Here is an 18,651-nt window from a genome sequence, read left to right on the forward strand (position 1 = left end):
GTGCAACGATAGTGTTCTGTGCGCCTGACTGGACGAGACCAAGGAGAGCCTGAAAATGTCGCTTGCTGAAATTACGGATCGCATTCAAAAAGCAGAGATTGCGGCAGGCCGCGAGCAAGGATCAACCAAGTTGATCGCAGTTTCCAAGGTACAACCCAACGCACGGGTTGAATCGGTGTTATCCGAAGGTCACCGGCTTTTTGGCGAGAATAAAGTTCAGGAAGCCGCCGGAAAGTGGCCGGATTTCCGAGAGAAATTCGATGGTGTTTCTGTCCATCTGCTTGGTCCGCTTCAGACAAACAAAGCCCGTCAAGCGATGGAGCTTTTTGAAGCAGTCCATTCTGTAGACCGTCCAAAATTGGCCAATACTCTGGCCCGTCTTGCGCAAGAACTTGGACACTGTCCTGACCTGTTTGTTCAGGTCAACACAGGTGAAGAGCCGCAGAAAGCCGGAATTCTCCCCTCTGACGCGGATGCTTTCATCCAAACGTGTCGCGATCTTGATCTCCCTGTGGTTGGGTTGATGTGCATTCCCCCTGTCGAAGAAGAGCCGTCTTTGCACTTTGCCTTGTTGGCGAAAATCGCCGCGCGCAATGGTGTAGAGGGTCTTTCGATGGGTATGAGCGGAGATTTCGAACGCGCGGTTGCCTTGGGGGCAACTCACGTGCGTGTCGGTTCTGCCATTTTCGGGGCACGCGACTATGGGTGATACATGAGGTGCGTGCGCCATATTCTTGCGAATAAAGTGATTAAATATCAGCCTATTAAGACTTTTGTGCCGGGGCTTGCGCGTTCGGCTATCCAGCGCATGTGATCCCGACGAAAGGCAATACACCCTTCTGTAGGAAAACCTTTGCGCCGATATTGGTGCAGAAAAATCGCCGACCCTTTTCCGGCGTGGGCATTGGGCCAGTTCCAGTTCGTCAGCAGAACGAGGTCATACAACGGATCAGCGCGTCGAAGGTTTTCATGGCTGTGCGGATAAGGCGCGCGCACCCATTGGTTGTAGGCGTCATCGCCGCTAGCGTCTGACCAAAGATCGTCTTTGGTGATCGGTTGTGCCCACGGGGTTGGGCGCGCCATCCGGTCAGGCCGATACAAAAGCCCGACGATACGATGTTGGCCAACCGGTGTTGCCCCGTCGCCTTCGCGCTTGTGGGCGCTCAGACCGCCGCGGCCAATTGTACAAGGGAGCCTGCGACCCCAAAACCGCACACCTGTCGGCGTCAGAACAAGGTCAAAGGGACTCACAGCAGATGTCCGGATTTGTTGGCCTTGGTTGCGAGGTACGCCGCGTTGTGGGCATTTTCCCCGACCTTCAAAGGCACCCGTTCGGCCACATCAATGCCGGTGCTTTCCATCATGGCAATCTTGCGCGGATTGTTCGTCAACAATCGCACGGCGGAAAACCCCATTTCCTTGAGAATGTTAGAGCCGATCCTGAAATCACGCTCGTCATCTTCAAAGCCAAGCCTATGGTTGGCCTCAACAGTATCAAACCCTTGATCCTGCAGGGAATAGGCCCGCATCTTGTTTGCAAGACCAATGCCGCGACCTTCCTGATTGAGATACAAAAGGATGCCAGCGCCTTCGGAGCCCATCTGTGCAAGTGCCCCATGCAGTTGCGGCCCGCAATCACACTTAAGGCTGCCAAGTACATCGCCCGTGAAGCAGGCTGAATGAAGGCGCGCCAAAACAGGTTTGTCGCGCGGGGGGCGCCCGACCTCGATCGCATAATGCTCTTCGCCGCCATCTTCAGGGCGGAAAATGTGCAGGCGTCCGGCCTCGGCCAAAGACATAGGAAGGCGTGCATGCACAACCGAATTTAGCGGGCTTGTCGCAGCCAGGTGGGGAGATGCGAGGTCGACGGGAATGACGGTCAACCCATTATCAAGTGAAAATTGCGCGGCATCTTCCAGGGGGGCGACGATTGCAGCCGGCAAAAGCTGTGCGGATTTTGCGATTTTGATCGCGGCACGGTGCAAGTCTGCTGTGCCATCGCGCTCGGACAAGAGGGGGCCTTTCATTGGAGATTTGAGATCGTCGGCGGGGTCTGCAATCCCTTGAATCCACGCCAGAGACACATCCGCAGGTAAAACGACACGCGAAACATCACCGTCATATGCGCGCGCCTTGAGCGTTTCTGCGCGCCTCGCCGTGATGGTCAGGACAGGTTTCCCATCAAGAGACTGTATATCCGCAAGCCGATCAACGTTCAGAGTTTCCGCAGAAAACACCAAAGCGGCCTTGCCACTGCCAGTCAGAACAATCGGAACGCCCATGCGCAAATCAGCACGCGCACGCGCAAGGCGTTCAATAATATCAGGTGCGAAGCTCATGATGTCCTCTGCTTTGCCGAAGCCACAGATGTAGCGGCCTTTGTAGCAATATGAAACAATTGACGGTGGATTTACACGAGGCCGTGAGAGAATTGCAGCATATCTTGTCGAGAGCGTGAAGTGCCTCCACATCTGCTACATAACAAGACGAAACAGGAGGCCCCAATGGCTCAGCTCAAAAAAATCTTGCTGGTAGATGATGACGAAGATCTGCGAGAGGCGTTGTCAGAGCAGTTGCTGATGACCGAAGACTTCGATGTGTTCGAGGCCGGCAACGGGGCCGAAGCCATGGTGAAGGCCAAAGAGGGCCTTTATGATCTTATGATCCTTGATGTGGGCCTTCCGGATACCGATGGGCGCGAGTTGTGTCGTCTGCTGCGCAAACAGGGCGTCAAATGTCCCGTTCTTATGCTGACCGGTCACGACACGGATGCAGACACCATTCTGGGTCTGGATGCCGGTGCGAACGATTATGTGACCAAGCCCTTTAAATTCCCCGTTCTTTTGGCTCGCCTGCGGGCGCAATTGCGCCAACATGAACAATCCGAAGATGCCGTTTTCCAGCTTGGACCATATACGTTCAAACCTTCGATGAAGATGTTGATCACGGATGAAGATCGCAAAATTCGCCTGACCGAGAAAGAAACCAACATTCTCAAGTTTCTGTATCGTTCGACGGATGGTGTAGTGGCGCGCGACGTGTTGCTTCACGAGGTGTGGGGATACAATGCAGGCGTGACAACGCATACTTTGGAAACGCACATCTATCGCCTGCGGCAGAAAATTGAGCCCGATCCATCCAATGCACGCTTGCTGATCACGGAATCCGGCGGCTACCGTCTGGTAGCGTAGGGTTCGTTCAGGTCTCGAAAGTGCTTTGAGCTTGAGTCGAGATCTGTTGATATGGATCAAAGAAGCATGTGATCTGCATCTTTATGGTCGATCCATCAGATCCCGCGCATATCCGGGTTACGATATGCACCTCCCTGTTGGACTGGACCCGGACTTGTTCCGGGTCTTTTTTTGTCCAACGGTGGATTACAGCTGTGCGCTGGGGCGCGCTTTGATCGTTTCATACCAGCGTTTGAGATGCGGATGCGTATCCTCGACTCGCACTTTCAGAACACGGGCGAAATCTACAAAAACAAAACTTGTGATATCCGCGAGCGAGAACGTGTCGCTGGCAACGAATTCGCGCCCTTCAAGCTGGGTGTTCAGCTTGTCAAAATACAAATGCACACGTTGCATGCCGCGTTTTGCCAGTTCTGGAATTTGTTCGAAATCATTCGGTCCGGGCAGAGCGCGCCCTTTCATATGGGGGTTGCCGTTCCGCAGGGCTTCGGCAATGGAATGACCGCCCTGAAATTCAGAAATGGCGTTCCAGTTCAGGATTGCGCCTTTTTCATCCGGCGTGGTGCCCATCAAAGGCGGCTCGGGACACATCGCTTCGAGGTACGCGGCAATACCGATGTTTTCATTCAACATCTGGCCACTGTCCGTGACCAGAACAGGAATGGTTGCGCCGGGATTAACGGCCAGAAACTCTGGCGACAATTGTTCACCTTTGACCATCGAAATTTCACGGGTCTCAATCTCAAGACCTTTTTCGGCAATGAACATACGGGCGCGTCTTGGGCTTGGGGCGGTGCTGCAGTCGTAGAAAATCATGAATTCGGGCTCCCTCTGGTTGAGAGAAGTGTCACCGGCGATGCCCCGTTTGTCGAGAGTGCCGTTACGACGTTTGAAGAGGCGGTGTCCGAAGAAGCTAAATTGCGGTTTTGTCGCGAAGCAAAGACAACGCCATTGCCGATAGCATCTGCGCAAGAGAGCGGATAAGGTCGCGTCGAAACGTCGTCTATGGAGCGCGCACATGTCTTTTACGATCGCCACCTGGAACATCAATTCGGTACGTTTACGCGAGCCTATCGTGTTGAAACTGCTTGAAGAAGAAGCGCCGGACGTTCTGTGTCTGCAAGAATGCAAAAGCCCCGTCGACAAGATTCCGACAGAAGGCTTTCAGGCGCTGGGATACACGCACATGGTGGCGCGTGGGCAGAAGGGCTACAACGGTGTGGCGATCCTTTCGAAGATTCCGATGGTTGAGGCAGGCAGTGAAGATTTTGCCAGCCTCGGTCACGCGCGCCACATCGCCGGACAGCTCGAGAATGGTGTGACCATTCACAACTTTTATGTTCCCGCAGGTGGCGACAAACCCGATCGTGAAATCAACGAAAAATTCGGGCAAAAACTCGATTACCTGACCGAGATGCGGGATTGGTTCCATGCGAACAAACCCGAAAAGTCCATTTTGGTCGGCGATCTGAATATCGCGCCACGGGAAGATGATGTGTGGGACCACAAAAAGCTTTTGAAGATTGTGAGTCACACACCGATCGAGGTGGAACATCTTGCCGAAACGCAGGACTCGGGCAACTGGGTCGATATCACCCGTCAGGATATCCCCGAAGGACTGCTCTATAGCTGGTGGAGTTACCGCGCGCGCGACTGGGATGCCGCTGACAAAGGTCGTCGTCTGGACCATGTTTGGGCCACTTCGGATATTTCAAGTGCCGGCCACAAAAGCCGTGTTTTGCGCGATGCGCGGGGCTGGGAAAAGCCCAGCGACCACGCACCGGTTTTTGCGGCATTCGATATCTGAAACAAATGGGCGCCTGATCCGGCACGCCGCAGAACCGGCATCGGTTCAGTGTCGGGCGCGCATCAGAGGGTCTTGCCCCTTGCACAGGGGCGACCCATACGCCATCTAGGCGAAGACACCGAATTTCTTCTTAGGGAACCACACCCATGCTCGAACTTGGACAAGGCAGCGCAGCGCCAGCAGGCGATCTGATCAAGGACGTTACAGAAGCGACGTTTATGCAAGAGGTCGTTGAAGCCTCTCAGACCGTACCGGTTATTGTAGATTTTTGGGCGCCTTGGTGTGGCCCCTGCAAAACCCTTGGGCCTGCTCTCGAGGCTGCGGTTACTGCGGCGGGTGGTGCTGTGAAAATGGCCAAGGTCAATGTCGACGAAAACCAGATGATCGCTGGCCAGTTGCGGGTCCAATCGATCCCGACTGTTTATGCCTTCTGGCAGGGACAGCCGATTGACGGGTTTCAGGGCGCAGTTCCACCGAGCGAAATCGAAGAATTCGTAAAGCGTGTTGTCGAAACATCTGGCGGTGAAATGGACGGCGGGCTGGATGATGCCATTGCCGCGGCCGAAGAAATGCTGGAAGCGGGTGATGCTCAAGGTGCCGGAGAAACCTTCGCGGCAATTCTGGAGCAGGATCAGACATTGGCGGCGGCCTTTGGGGGGCTGGTGCGGGCAAACATCGCAATGGAAGCACTGGATCAGGCCGAAGCGATCCTGCAACAAACGCCCGAAGACATGATGGACGCGCCAGAAGTCGAAGCCGCGCGTGCGCAGCTGGAACTGGCCCGTCAGGCCGAAACAGCCGGACCTGTGGCCGAGCTGCGCGCCGCCGTCGAGGCAAACCCTGATGACTATCAGGCGCGTTTGGATCTGGCGCAGGCGCTGCATGCCTCAGGCGATGCAGAAGGGGCCGTGACAGAATTGTTGAACTTGTTCCGACTGGATCGGGAATGGAACGACGGTGCCGCCAAAACGCAATTGTTTACAATCTTCGACGCTTTGCCTGCAAATGATCCGGTGGTTTTGAACGGGCGTCGCAAATTGAGCTCGTTAATATTTGCCTGATCCCTGTTCCGCGCTAGAATTTGGGTATGTTTAATCCCGCCGATCTTCCGGACACGCTCGCCGTTTTCCCGTTACCTGGAGCGTTGCTATTGCCACGCTCTAGATTGCCTTTGCACATTTTTGAGCCGCGTTACCTTGCGATGCTGGATGATGCGTTAAAAACACCAGGTCGCCTGATCGGTATGGTGCAACCCAACAAGGTGCCTGGACGTGATGGCACGGGGTTGCAAATGATCGGATGCGCTGGCCGTGTGACGCAGTTTTCGGAAACAGAAGACCATCGATACCTGATCACGCTGACAGGCACATCGCGCTTTCGCATTGTCAAAGAAATGGACGGGTTTCAGTCTTATCGGCGATGCGAGGTCAACTGGGACGGGTTCGCACGCGACCTTGGGCCGGAAGAGCAGGATCGTGAATTTAACCGCGAGGCCTTTATGGATTTGCTGTCGCGCTATTTTTCGTCACGCGACCTGTCGACCGATTGGCAAACTTTGCAAGACGCAGACGACGAACTGTTGATCAATTCACTGTCGATGCTTTTGGAATTCCCGTATGAGGACAAGCAAGCCTTGCTCGAGGCGCCATCGTTGGCGACCCGAAGAGAGACGCTGATCACATTGATTGAATTTGCGCTGCGTGGCGGCGCCGGAGAGGACCTGTTGCAATGACCGAGACATCCCAGCCATTTGACCGTCGTATGCTTGAATCGTTGATCTGTCCGCAATCGCACACGACATTGAAATACGATGCCGAAAAACAAGAGTTGGTATCGACGGCTGCCAATTTGGCATTCCCGATCCGCAACGGTATTCCGGTCATGTTGATCGACGAAGCGCGCGCGCTGGACTAGAGCTCAAGCGACGCACTTTATGCGTGCGAACACGCCTGATCGACAACGAAACGGGTGCGATCAGCGCATAAGCTTTGGAAGCTCTCCGTTCAGACCGGCGGCTTCTCTCATAAAGGTCCGACGCAGCGCAGGAGAGGCATTTACAAGCCCCATACCGATGTCACGGCCAAGCCGAAGAAGCGGATTGTCGTTTGAAAACAGCTTGTTGGTCAGATCTGTCGCCGCGATAAGTGCATGCGTGTCAAAGCGCCGCCATTCCTGATACCGTTCAAGAGCGTTGATTGTTGATAAGTCTTCTCCGCGCTGTTTGGCGTCTTGCAGGATCTCGACAAGTGCTGCGACATCGCGCAGGCCCGCATTGAGGCCCTGACCGGCAATCGGATGCATCCCGTGGGCTGCGTCCCCGACCAGGGCGACGTGATCGGCAACAAACTCATTCGCGACGGTCAGGTTCAATGGATATGTGAACCGCGCGCCGGCCAGTTCGATTTTCCCAAGAAAGTCGCCGAAACGCGGCTGCAGTACCGCCATATAGTCTTCATCCGACAGGGCCTGAATTTCGGCGGCGTTTTCGTCTGTTTCGCTCCACACGATTGAGCACATGTTGCCGGGCAGGGGTAAGATGGCCAGTGGGCCGGGGGGCATAAAGAACTGATGCGCGATGCCGTGGTGCGGTTTTTCATGTGCAATGGCGCAGACCAGTGCCGTTTGACCATATCCCCAACCGGTGCGTTTGATTCCCGCACGCTGGGCGACGCCGCTTTGACGTCCGTCACAGCCAACCAACAAACGCGCCCGAAGCGTGCGACCCGAGGCAAGGCTCACTGTAACGCCCGTCGCATCGGGGGCCTGATCGATAACGCTGTCTTGTGAAATCTGCGTGATACGCTTTTCTTTTCCAAGCGCATCCATAAAGGCGCGATACAGAAACCTGTCTTCAAGCATAAACCCAACCGGGCCTTCTTCGATTTCGGTGTGGTCGAAATGCAAAAAGAACGGCGATGGACCTTCACCTGCGCGCCCGTCGGTCACCTTGATGTCATTCATTGGTTGCGCATTGCCAGCAATGTCATCCCAAACGCCGATTGCCGTCAAAAGACGCTTTGATGCAACCGCCAGAGCATAACCGCGTCCGTCAAAGTTGTCGTCTGCGCGTGCCAGGGTTGGTCGATTGTCAACGATTGTGACATCAAACCCGGCCTGCGCCAGTCCAAGAGCCAAAGCAGGACCGTTAAGCCCGCCGCCTGCGATCAGAATATCTGTGTCAAAGTCCATGCCCTCAATATGCGCGGCGAAACAGGATTGTCCATGAGTCGCAAGGCCGCTACCGTCGAAGTGAAAAAGTTTTTGAGGGGAACCGCATGTTTGACTGGCTTGTGATGAGTGCCGCACAATTGGGGCGTGGCATTCAGGATGGCGCGATTGATCCGGTTGCGTTGACGAAAGCGTTCCTTGGGGCGATCGACAGCCATGATGCGCGTGATCGCATCTATTCCGTTGTGACGCATGACCGCGCATTGGCCGAGGCCGAAGCCGCCGCAGAACGCGCGCGGGCAGGGCACCGTCTGTCTTTGCTGGATGGCGTGCCAATCAGTTGGAAAGACCTGTTTGATACGGCGGGCATTGTGACTGAAGCGGGCTCAAAATTGCTTGAAGGGCGGGTGCCCACACATGATGCCGAAGTGGTGCGCAACGCGACGGCTCTGGGGTTGGTTTGTTTGGGCAAAACCCATATGTCCGAATTGGCGTTTTCAGGTTTGGGTTTGAACCCGATGACCGAAACGCCGCCATGTATCAATGATCCGAAAGCTGTGCCCGGTGGGTCGTCTTCGGGGGCCGCGGCGTCCGTAGCCTTTGGCTTGGCGGCTGCCGGTATGGGCTCGGACACGGGGGGATCAGTGCGTATTCCGTCCGCCTGGAACGATCTTGTTGGCCTGAAAACCACGTCTGGCCGCGTATCTGCCAAAGGTGTCGTGGCGCTGTGTGAGAAATTCGACACGGTGGGGCCGCTGTGCAGAACCGTAGAAGATGCCGCGCTGTTTCTGGCTGTGCTTGAGGGTGACCGCCCCATTGACCTGCGTGGCGCAGGCTTACAGGGAAAACGGTTTGCCGTTTTGGAAACGGCCGCCTTTGACGATATCCGTGAGGCGCCGCTGGCAGGTTTCAACAGTGCGGTCGATCGTCTCCGACATCTGGGTGCCGAGGTCGACACGATCGCCGCACCCGAAGTTGAAGACGCACTTGCGCTGTCTGGCCCCCTGTTCACCGCCGAGGCTTATGGAACATGGCGCGACGTGATCGAGGCGCATCCCGAGAAAATGTTCGACCAGATTCTGGAAAGGTTCCGCATAGGCGCATCCTTTGACGGCCCGTCTTATGTTGCGGCATGGCACGCCCTGAACCGCTTGCGCGAAATCTGGGATGCCCGTGTGGCCGGATATGATGCCGTTCTTTTACCGACGTCTCCGATTCTTCCGCCGGATGCAGAACGTCTGATGACAGATCAGGATTATTATGTAGTCGAGAATCTTTTGGCGCTGCGCAACACACGTATCGGCAATTTAATGGGCGTGTGTGCGATGTCACTTCCAACGGATGTACCAAGCTGCGGATTGATGATGTTGGGTGCGCCGATGCAGGAAGAGCGTCTTTTGCGGACAGCTTTTGCTGTTGAGACTGCCTTGAAAGCATAGTTCTGGCGGTGGGGCAGGGGGCGTTGCCCCCCAAACTCCATTGATTTTGCCTCGACAAATCCGAGGGTTGGCCCAAAAGCCACAACCGGCGGAAAGGGCGGCATTTTTCTGGACGAAACAGGCCTGCTTCGGTACTTTGGGGGAAACGGGGCGTTAATGATCCCGAACCTTGAGGCAGTTGAATATGTTTCCCGAGCGGTTTTCGAACCTTCCGGCATATGCGTTTCCGCGTTTACGGGCGCTGTTGGACCACCATCAGCCCGGCGGTGATGTTGTGCACATGACCATTGGCGAGCCGAAACATGCGTTTCCGGCTTGGGTGACGGATGTTATTTCCGAACACTCCTATGGGTTTAACAAATATCCGCCCAATGACGGTGCGCCTGAACTGCTTGAGGCGATTTCGGGTTGGCTTGGGCGCAGGTATGGTGTCGATATCCAGCCAGATCGCTTGATGGCTTTGAATGGCACGCGGGAAGGGCTGTACAATGCCGCGATGGCGCTTTGCCCCGAAACCAAAAACGGAGAAAAGCCGGTCGTTTTAACGCCGAACCCGTTTTATCAGGTCTACGCGGTTGCCGCGATTGCCGTCGGCGCAGAACCGGTTTTTGTCAATGCAGTGAAGGAAAACGGGTTCCTTCCTGACTACTCCGCACTTGATGAAGATGTGCTGAAACGCACGGCGATTGCCTATATTTGCTCGCCGGCCAATCCACAGGGGGCCGTCGCCAGCCGCGCCTATTGGAAGACCCTTCTCGGGCTTGCTGAAAAGTATGATTTCCGCGTCTTTGCGGATGAATGTTACTCTGAGATTTACCGATCCACACCGCCAGTGGGTGCGCTCGAGGTTGCGGCCGAAATGGGCATCGACCCCGAGCGCGTACTGGTGTTCCATTCGCTGTCCAAGCGCAGCAACCTTCCTGGATTGCGGTCCGGCTTTGTTGCGGGTGGCCCTGAATCTATGCGCCGAATTCGTCAGTTGCGGGCCTACTCTGGTGCGCCGTTGCCGCTGCCTCTTCAAATGGCGGCTGCAAAAGTCTGGGCAGATGAGACACATGTCGAAGAAAACCGCCGTCTCTATGCCGAGAAATTTGCAATTGCTGACGAGGTTTTGGGCGATGTGCCGGGCTATAGCAGTCCGGAAGGTGGATTTTTCCTGTGGTTGCCAGTCGAAGACGGCGAAGCCGCAGCTTTGAAACTTTGGCAAGATGCAGGGGTGCGGGTGTTGCCCGGAGCCTATCTCAGCCGAGACACAGAAACCGGAAACCCCGGCAAAAACTATATTCGGGTCGCTTTGGTGGCCCCAAAAACCGAGGTGCGGTCGGCGCTATTGACGCTGCGTGACTGCCTTTACGGATAAAAGAGGGTACGAGGAATGGCATATCAGGCGCGCGGACGTGATCCGCTTTTGGATAGCAATATGCAGGCCGCGATCGAAAAACGGGGTAAAGAACTGATTGGTATCGCGCTGATCGTTCTTGGCTGTATGACTGCCGCGATGATCGCATCTTATACCCCGAGTGATCCAAGCTGGATTTCCGCTACAGATGCCCCGATTGAAAACTGGATGGGCCGTTTCGGAGCGTCAATCGCTGCGCCTTTGTTCATGATCGTCGGCTGGGGCAGCTGGGGCATTCCGCTTATTCTTTTGGCTTGGGGCCTGCGGTTTACCTTGCACGTCGGTGAAGACCGCGCCCTTTCACGATTGAGCTTTGCTCCGATTATGCTTGCTTTGGCCGCAATCTATGCGGCGACTTTGGTGCCTTCTTCCAGCTGGACACACAGCTTTGGGCTGGGTGGATTGTTTGGTGACACCATTTTGGGGGCGTTGCTGAATATCCTGCCTGTCGGAACGACCTTTGGCGTCAAGGCGATGTCCTTCCTCGCGGGTGTTGCGCTTGTTCTCTTGTCTTTGTTCGTGTTGGGCGCGACGAAACCTGAATTGCGACTGGTTGGGCGTTTTCTGGTTGTCGGCATCATCCTGAGCTATGCGTCTTTGATGAACTTGCTGGGGCGCGGTGTTAACGGAGCCGCCGCTGCTGCACATAATGCTAAAGAGCGTCGTATTGAGCGCAAAGCGCAGGCAGAGGCCCAAGTCGAAGCAGCCGCCGCCGCGGGTTATGCCTATGCCGCTGATGAAACCGATATTCTGATTGACGAGGTTGAAACCTATGCCTCGCCCGAACCTGCAACGGAAGTTGCCAAAACCGGCTTGCTTGCCCGTGTGCCGGGGTTGATCAAGCGTGCGCCTGCTCCTGTCGAACCGGAATTGCCAGAGCCCGAACTTGTCGAGATGCAGCCTTTGGCAGATTTTGACGAAATGCCGGGTGACGATCGCATTCGGGCCAAAATTGCAGACGTCATCCGTGCGCGTTCTGCACAAGAACCCGAATTTGAAGATCCCGCATTGGCAGAGCCGCTGATTGAAGAAATTGCACCACTGACCAAAGGCCGAGGTCGACGCCCCGATCCATTGCTTCTGGATCCGATCCCACATGGCGAATTGCCGCCCGAGCCACCGCTGACCGCAACGCGCGAATATCACTATGCCGCGCCGTCCGTCGAATCGGCCCCGATGGTGGAAGACATCTCTGCGTTCGACGAGGCGCCAATGGTCGAGGATGCACCAAGCCTTCAAGAAATGGACAACGTTGAACCGCTTCAGTTGAGACAGGTTGCGACTCCGACACCCGTTGAAGCCGCCCCAACGATTCCCGTGGCAGAGCCGCGCAAAGTTGTTCAGCCACGCACGATCAAGCCGGTACAACCCTCGACTCGTGCAAAAGCCGAGGCTCAGCCTTCGCTGGCGTTTGAAGAGAATGCGGTCGCTTATGAGCTGCCTCCTCTGAGCCTGTTGGCCAATCCGATGGAAATTCAGCGACATCATCTGAGTGATGAAGCGCTGGAAGAAAACGCCCGCATGCTGGAAACCGTGCTGGATGACTATGGCGTGAAGGGTGAAATCGTTTCGGTGCGTCCGGGTCCGGTTGTCACCATGTACGAACTCGAGCCTGCGCCAGGCCTCAAGGCCAGCCGCGTTATCGGTCTTGCTGACGATATTGCGCGCTCTATGTCTGCGCTTTCCGCCCGTGTGTCCACGGTGCCCGGTCGCAGCGTGATCGGCATCGAACTGCCAAATGAAAACCGTGAAAAGGTGGTGCTGAGCGAAATTCTTTCGGCCCGGGATTTTGGCGACACGAACATGAAGCTCCCGCTTGCGCTAGGGAAAGACATCGGCGGCGATGCGATTGTCGCGAACCTTGCCAAGATGCCTCACTTGCTGATCGCGGGTACAACGGGTTCCGGTAAATCCGTGGCGATCAACACAATGATCCTGTCTTTGCTGTATCGCCTGACGCCAGAAGAATGCCGCATGATCATGATTGACCCCAAGATGCTTGAACTGAGCGTCTATGACGGCATTCCGCATCTGTTGTCGCCTGTTGTGACTGACCCGAAAAAAGCGGTTGTCGCGCTCAAGTGGGTCGTGGGCGAAATGGAAGAACGCTATCGCAAGATGTCGAAAATGGGCGTGCGAAACATCGACGGCTATAACAGCCGCGTGAATGATGCCCTGTCGCGTGGCGAGTTGTTCAGCCGCACGGTGCAAACCGGTTTTGACGATGATACCGGCGAACCCGTGTTCGAAACCGAAGAATTCGCACCGGAAAAAATGCCCTATATCGTTGTGATCGTCGACGAGATGGCAGACCTTATGATGGTGGCTGGCAAAGAGATTGAAGCCTGTATTCAGCGTCTTGCTCAGATGGCGCGGGCCTCGGGCATTCACCTGATCATGGCAACGCAGCGTCCATCGGTTGACGTCATCACAGGGACGATCAAGGCCAACTTCCCAACGCGGATTTCGTTCCAGGTGACCTCGAAAATCGACAGTCGTACGATCCTTGGTGAAATGGGTGCAGAACAGCTTCTGGGCATGGGTGACATGCTCTATATGGCTGGCGGGGCAAAGATCACCCGGTGCCACGGCCCGTTTGTGAGCGATGAAGAAGTCGAAGAAATCGTCAACCATCTGAAAAGCTTTGGCCCACCGGAATACATTGGTGGTGTTGTCGAAGGCCCCGAAGACGACAGAGCCGACAATATCGATGCGGTTCTGGGTCTTGGTGGAAACACCGACGGAGAAAACGCGCTGTATGACACGGCTGTGGCCATTGTGATCAAGGACCGCAAATGTTCGACCTCTTACATCCAGCGGAAACTGGCAATCGGGTATAACAAGGCAGCACGGCTTGTTGAGCAAATGGAAGACGAAGGGCTGGTCAGTCCGGCAAACCACGTCGGCAAGCGCGAAATCCTTGTGCCCGAGCAACAATAAGCCGATCCACAATTTCGTGAAGCCGCCGGGGTGCAAATCCGGCGGCTTCATTCTTAGGTTATGTGCATGACTATTTTACGATTCCTCGCGGTTCCCGCTCTGATCCTCGCTACGGCTGTACCGGCTTATGCTGAAAAGCTGTCTTTGAACGATTTGTCCAAATACCTGAACCGGATGAAAACGGCAGAGGCGCGGTTTACCCAGATCAATGATGACGGGTCGATTTCGACGGGTACTTTGTTTTTAAAGCGTCCCGGCAAAGCCCGTTTTGAATATAATCCACCAGAGAAAGCGTTGGTTCTGGTCAGTGCAAACAATGTTGCGATTTTTGATGGCCGTTCTAACCAGCCTCCGGAACAATACCCTTTGCACCGGACACCCCTCAGCGTGATTTTGGCGCGAAACGTTGATCTCTCAAGGGCGAACATGGTGGTTGGTCACGACTATGACGGGACGGCTACTATTGTGACGGCACAAGATCCGGAACACCCCGAATACGGCAACATTCAACTGCGCTTTACGGACTCTCCGGTCGAACTGCGTCAGTGGATTATCAACGACGGAAACGGGGGGCGGACCACGGTCGTCCTTGGTGACACTCAAGTTGGTATTCCGATCAAAAACAAAATCTTCAACATCGAGATGTATTTGCGCGGACATTAAAAAAAGGCGCCCGAAATATTCGGGCGCCCTTTTTGTTCTTTGATGAGTGTCCCTTAACGGATTCGGGCGCACTTCTCGATCTGGAAACGATACATCTCTGCCCGATCTTCCACCTCGCCAGACACACGCATGAGCCACGGTTTTTTCTTGTAGGAACCGCGTGCGTATCCGGTGTGACCTTCGTGATAGGCAAGGTACTGTCGGCGCGCATCATCAAGGGCGATGCCGTTCTTTGAACGGGTAATATTCATGTACCACCCCATAAAGTCGGTCGCATCCCGGATGTCATCACGCTTGGCACCGCGGCGTCCGGTTTCCTGTTTGTATTGTTCCCATGTTGCATCCAGCGCCTGGGCATATCCATATGCGCTGCTTTGGCGCCCCATCGGCAAAACGCCCAGCACATAGCGGTAAGGCGTGCGTGCATCAGCATCGAATTTGCTTTCCTGATACAGGATCGCCATCTGCACATTAACGGGAATGTCCCATTTGCGCTTGGTCGCTTTGAACGCCTTAATGAACTGTGGGCGTTGTTTGAGAATCGCACAGGCGTCATCCAGATTGTGCGGCGGAGTATTGTACCCTCCACCACATGAACCAACCAGAACCACAATTACCAGCGCGCGAAAGAATCTGCTCATCTGCCTCTCGCTATCTTTTGTATGTTTTGCGACAGTCTAGCTGATCCTCAGGCATAGGAAAATGACAATTGCGTGGGTCAAAGCAGAAGCGCCAGCAACAGTGGCAGGCCTGCAATCGAGATCAGTGTGGATACCACGACGAAACCTGCAACGCTCTCGCTGTCGGCACCGTATTTTTCCGCCAAAAGATACGCTGTGACAGCCACTGGCGTCGAAATCTGGAGAACAAGCACCCCGAATGATGTGTCGTCCAAGGCAAAGGCCGAGGCGATTCCCCAAGCGATCAACGCGCAGACCACAAGTTTAACCACCGAAAGGCCAATCGCCGTCACCACGCGGCCGGGTGTCAGGCGGGCCACCGCCACCCCCAGTGTGATCAACATCATCGGAATCGCCATTTGCCCGGCAAGTTCGAGGGTGTTTGTCAGAAAGGTTGGGGTCTCCCACCCTTGCCAAAGGAACAACGCCCCAAGCAAGGTCGCGCCAATCATCGGTTCCTTGAGGATTTTTCCAAATGCGCCGCGCCCCGCGACAAGCCATATGCCAATCGTAAAAGACAAAACGGCACTCACGGCGAGAAGAACAACCGCGCGTTCAAGACCGGCCTGCCCAAAAGCAAACAGTGCGAGCGGGATGCCGAGGTTACCCGTGTTGCCGAAAATGAAGGGTGCCAAATACGTCCGCAGGTTCAAACCGAAAGCCGCCAAAAGCGCCCAGCCGACCATGCCAACTGCGGCATAACTTACCGTAGCGGCAACCGCGAGCCGCCCAAGCGCAACGATATCCGCTTCGGTTTTCATAAGGGCGGTGAAGATCAAACAAGGCACCGCAAGGGTCATCGCAAGCTGGGTAACGAATTGAATTCTATACTCGAATCCAACTTTCACCCAGGTGAACCCAACCGCAGCCAAAAGGAACACAGGGGCCGTAATTTCCAGAACTGTTAAGGCAAGGTTCACAGACTGTTTCCTTGAAAAATGTGGCAATTATTGGACAAAGGCCCCTTGAACGGGATACCTTTGAGGGGTAGGGGCTGCAAGATATGTTGAAAACACGCGCAAAATATTACCTTGGTCAGGTCGTACGTCACCGAAAACACCCGTTTCGCGGAGTTGTGTTCGATGTGGATCCCGAATTCTCGAACACTGACGAATGGTATGACGCGATCCCCGAAGACAGCCGCCCTGCAAAAGAGCAGCCTTTCTATCACCTGCTCGCGGAAAACGATCACACCTATTATGTTGCGTATGTGTCCGAGCAAAATCTGATAGCGGACTATTCTGGTGAACCCGTGGACCACCCTGATATCCCGGACATGTTCGGCCCGTTTACCGACGGGTCTTATCCGCTGCATTTTCAGATGAATTGATGCAGGGCCGGATTGACCGGCCCTTTTTCGTGAATCAGTCGGTTTCGACTGCAGCACCACGCGACTTCCACGCACTAAATCCATCAGCCATTTCCGCGATGTTCTCCACGCCGATATCTTGCAGGTTTTTCACGGCAAGAGCCGAGCGCCACGCGCTCGCGCAAAACAGAACCAGCTTCTTGTCTGTAGCAAAGTCAGGTTTGTGATAGGGGCTTTCGGGGTCGATCCAAAATTCGAGCATACCGCGTGGAGCATGTATCGCGCCCGGAATACGCCCGTCCCGCTTTAATTCACGAATATCGCGGATGTCGATTAAAACGATTTCACCGCTTGCCAAAAGCGTTTCAACCTCGGTTTGGGGCAAGGTTTCAATTTGCTCTTTAGCTTCTGCGACCAGAGTTTTTACAGGTGTAATGGGCATGTCTCAGTATCCTATTGCACAGCCATCCTTGCGAGGATCAGATCCGCCCTCAAGAACGCCGTTTTTATGTATGCGAATGGCTTGCGCCCCACCAATGGGGCCGTCGGGTGTGGAAATTTCATGCCCAAGATCACTCAGCTCTTGGCGCACGCTATCGCCATATCCCAGTTCCAGTTTCAGATCGACCGAGTCCGCAAAAGAACGCGGCGCATCAATTGCGGATTGCGGGTCCATGCCAAAGTCCGTCAAGTTGGACAAGAAACGAGCGTGGCCGTTTGGTTGATACGCCCCGCCCATCACACCAAACGGCATGGTCACTTTTCCGTTTTCCTTCAGCATTCCGGGAATGATGGTGTGCATTGGGCGTTTGCCGGGCGCGAGTTCATTCGGGTGCCCTTGTTCCAGTGAGAAGCCAGCCCCCCGATTTTGGAACAAAATGCCGAATTTGTCCGATGCAATCCCCGATCCGAACCCATGGAAAATCGAATAGATCAATGAAACCGCCATGCGATCCTTGTCGACAACTGTGATATAGATCGTGTCTTTGTGAACCGCTTCTGAAAGTGCGCTTGTGGCGTGGTGTGCTGTGGCCGGATCGATCAGATCCGCGAGACGTCGCGCCGTGTCCTTGGACAACATATGTGCGAGACGCGCCGTTTCATCCGGATCGGCCAGAAAACGATTGCGGGCATCATACGCCAACTTGGCGGCCTCTGCCTCTATATGAACGCGTTGGGCGCCAAGCGGGTCCATCCCAGCAATATCAAAGTGAGACAGGATGTTTGTCATCAAGATGGCAGTGGCCCCCTGACCATTCGGGGGATGCTCTACCAGTTCGACATCATTGTAGAAATCGCTGATAGGAGTCGTAGACATACCGCGCACAGCAGCAAAATCTTCGAGAGTGTGCTGCCCGCCCAATGCTTGCAACGAGGCAACCATGTCTTCGGCAATTTCACCCTCGTAGAAAGCAGACCTGCCTTGGGCCGCGACTCGCCGCAAAACCTCTGCTTGGCCGGGTGCCCGGAACATCTCACCGACTGCTGGTGCGCGGCCATCCACAAGATAGTGTTCGCGTGCACTGCCTTGCAGAGTGGCCTCTGAACTGGCCCAATCAAAGGCGACACGTGGGGCAACCGGCACACCTGCGTCGGCATAGTGAATTGCCGGTGCAAGGATGGCATCAATGCCAAGTGTGCCCCAGTTTTCGGAAAGTTGGCAGAAGGCATCAATCGCGCCGGGCAAGGTCACGGCATCAGGGGTGTTCAGAGGCATGACGCTGTGTCCGGCCTCACGCATCTTTGACGCACTAGCAACGGCTGGGGCCTTGCCTGATCCATTGAAGGCGTGAACGTCATCGCTGCCTGCTGGTGAAAACAGAACAAAGCAATCGCCGCCAATGCCCGTCATTTGCGGCTCGCAGATACCCAGTAAAACCGCGCCCGCGATGGCGGCGTCCATCGCGTTGCCACCACGTTTAAGTACGTCGATCGCGACTTGCGCTGCCAACGGATGTGATGTGGCGCAAACACCGTTCTCGGCATAGACCGGCGACCGGCCCGGAAAATGAAAATTTCTCATGTGCTCTCCCTTGATCCCGCATTGGACCTTAG

Annotated in this window: 19 protein-coding genes; 11 read left to right on the plus strand and 8 right to left on the minus strand. The window is 55.1% G+C overall.

What is annotated here, in order from left to right:
- Positions 1-55 precede the first annotated feature (55 nt).
- On the plus strand, positions 56-709 hold the full coding sequence (locus PH7735_RS00375; protein ID WP_058309365.1) for a YggS family pyridoxal phosphate-dependent enzyme: 654 nt from the start codon (positions 56-58) through the stop codon (positions 707-709).
- A gap of 47 nt (positions 710-756) precedes the next feature.
- On the opposite strand, the gene PH7735_RS00380 is transcribed toward PH7735_RS00375, so the two are convergent.
- Entirely contained in the window at positions 757-1,251 is a 495-nt protein-coding gene (locus PH7735_RS00380; RefSeq protein ID WP_058309366.1) for a L,D-transpeptidase family protein, read from the minus strand.
- Positions 1,248-2,339 carry a GTP cyclohydrolase II gene (gene ribA / locus PH7735_RS00385; protein ID WP_058309367.1) on the minus strand — a complete coding sequence of 364 codons (1,092 nt, stop codon included), beginning with the start codon at positions 2,337-2,339 and terminating at the stop codon, positions 1,248-1,250. The genes PH7735_RS00380 and ribA overlap by 4 nt, the downstream gene beginning before the upstream one ends.
- A gap of 165 nt (positions 2,340-2,504) precedes the next feature.
- On the opposite strand from ribA, the gene PH7735_RS00390 reads away from it, so the two are divergent.
- On the plus strand, positions 2,505-3,191 hold the full coding sequence (locus tag PH7735_RS00390) for a response regulator transcription factor (protein WP_058309368.1): 687 nt from the start codon (positions 2,505-2,507) through the stop codon (positions 3,189-3,191).
- A 186-nt stretch (positions 3,192-3,377) separates the two neighbouring features.
- Here PH7735_RS00390 and PH7735_RS00395 read toward each other — a convergent pair whose 3' ends face one another.
- Positions 3,378-4,007: a glutathione S-transferase family protein gene (locus PH7735_RS00395; protein ID WP_058309369.1), complete on the minus strand. Its 630-nt coding sequence runs from the start codon at positions 4,005-4,007 to the stop codon at positions 3,378-3,380.
- A gap of 202 nt (positions 4,008-4,209) precedes the next feature.
- Here PH7735_RS00395 and PH7735_RS00400 point away from each other — a divergent pair, with 202 nt between their 5' ends.
- The 4 genes from PH7735_RS00400 (at position 4,210) to PH7735_RS00415 (ending at position 6,912) form a co-directional block, all read left to right on the plus strand.
- Positions 4,210-4,998 carry an exodeoxyribonuclease III gene (locus PH7735_RS00400; protein ID WP_058309370.1) on the plus strand — a complete coding sequence of 263 codons (789 nt, stop codon included), beginning with the start codon at positions 4,210-4,212 and terminating at the stop codon, positions 4,996-4,998.
- A 146-nt stretch (positions 4,999-5,144) separates the two neighbouring features.
- A complete protein-coding gene (locus tag PH7735_RS00405; protein WP_058309371.1) occupies positions 5,145-6,059 on the plus strand; it encodes a thioredoxin family protein in 915 nt (304 codons plus the stop codon).
- 26 nt (positions 6,060-6,085) lie between these two features.
- Entirely contained in the window at positions 6,086-6,730 is a 645-nt protein-coding gene (locus PH7735_RS00410) for an LON peptidase substrate-binding domain-containing protein (RefSeq protein WP_058309372.1), read from the plus strand.
- Positions 6,727-6,912: a Trm112 family protein gene (locus PH7735_RS00415; protein WP_058309373.1), complete on the plus strand. Its 186-nt coding sequence runs from the start codon at positions 6,727-6,729 to the stop codon at positions 6,910-6,912. The genes PH7735_RS00410 and PH7735_RS00415 overlap by 4 nt, the downstream gene beginning before the upstream one ends.
- A 60-nt stretch (positions 6,913-6,972) precedes the next feature.
- Here the strand turns inward: PH7735_RS00415 and PH7735_RS00420 are convergent, their stop codons facing one another.
- Positions 6,973-8,187, minus strand: coding sequence for a UbiH/UbiF/VisC/COQ6 family ubiquinone biosynthesis hydroxylase (locus tag PH7735_RS00420; protein ID WP_058309374.1), 1,215 nt, complete (start codon positions 8,185-8,187; stop codon positions 6,973-6,975).
- Positions 8,188-8,273: 86 nt separating this feature from the next.
- Between PH7735_RS00420 and PH7735_RS00425 the strand changes: the two genes are divergently transcribed.
- From PH7735_RS00425 to PH7735_RS00440, 4 genes are all read left to right on the plus strand, one after another.
- Positions 8,274-9,605 carry an amidase gene (locus PH7735_RS00425; protein WP_058309375.1) on the plus strand — a complete coding sequence of 444 codons (1,332 nt, stop codon included), beginning with the start codon at positions 8,274-8,276 and terminating at the stop codon, positions 9,603-9,605.
- A 184-nt stretch (positions 9,606-9,789) separates the two neighbouring features.
- Entirely contained in the window at positions 9,790-10,965 is a 1,176-nt protein-coding gene (locus PH7735_RS00430; RefSeq protein WP_058309376.1) for an aminotransferase class I/II-fold pyridoxal phosphate-dependent enzyme, read from the plus strand.
- Positions 10,966-10,980: 15 nt separating this feature from the next.
- Positions 10,981-13,944, plus strand: a complete 2,964-nt coding sequence (locus PH7735_RS00435; RefSeq protein ID WP_058309377.1) for a DNA translocase FtsK — start codon at positions 10,981-10,983, stop codon at positions 13,942-13,944.
- A gap of 66 nt (positions 13,945-14,010) precedes the next feature.
- On the plus strand, positions 14,011-14,607 hold the full coding sequence (locus tag PH7735_RS00440) for a LolA family protein (RefSeq protein WP_082645084.1): 597 nt from the start codon (positions 14,011-14,013) through the stop codon (positions 14,605-14,607).
- 53 nt (positions 14,608-14,660) lie between these two features.
- Here PH7735_RS00440 and PH7735_RS00445 read toward each other — a convergent pair whose 3' ends face one another.
- Positions 14,661-15,248: a transglycosylase SLT domain-containing protein gene (locus PH7735_RS00445; RefSeq protein ID WP_058309378.1), complete on the minus strand. Its 588-nt coding sequence runs from the start codon at positions 15,246-15,248 to the stop codon at positions 14,661-14,663.
- Positions 15,249-15,325: 77 nt separating this feature from the next.
- Entirely contained in the window at positions 15,326-16,207 is an 882-nt protein-coding gene (locus PH7735_RS00450; protein ID WP_058309379.1) for an AEC family transporter, read from the minus strand.
- Between the two features lie 83 nt (positions 16,208-16,290).
- Between PH7735_RS00450 and hspQ the strand changes: the two genes are divergently transcribed.
- Positions 16,291-16,617 carry a heat shock protein HspQ gene (gene hspQ, locus PH7735_RS00455; protein WP_058309380.1) on the plus strand — a complete coding sequence of 109 codons (327 nt, stop codon included), beginning with the start codon at positions 16,291-16,293 and terminating at the stop codon, positions 16,615-16,617.
- 34 nt (positions 16,618-16,651) lie between these two features.
- Here hspQ and PH7735_RS00460 read toward each other — a convergent pair whose 3' ends face one another.
- Both PH7735_RS00460 and PH7735_RS00465 read right to left on the minus strand, forming a co-directional pair.
- Positions 16,652-17,038, minus strand: coding sequence for a rhodanese-like domain-containing protein (locus PH7735_RS00460; RefSeq protein ID WP_058309381.1), 387 nt, complete (start codon positions 17,036-17,038; stop codon positions 16,652-16,654).
- Between the two features lie 3 nt (positions 17,039-17,041).
- Positions 17,042-18,619, minus strand: a complete 1,578-nt coding sequence (locus PH7735_RS00465) for a gamma-glutamyltransferase family protein (protein ID WP_058309382.1) — start codon at positions 18,617-18,619, stop codon at positions 17,042-17,044.
- Positions 18,620-18,651: the final 32 nt, after the last annotated feature.

This window comes from Shimia thalassica, from assembly GCF_001458215.1.
In the GTDB taxonomy this organism is placed as follows: Bacteria; Pseudomonadota; Alphaproteobacteria; order Rhodobacterales; family Rhodobacteraceae; genus Shimia; species Shimia thalassica.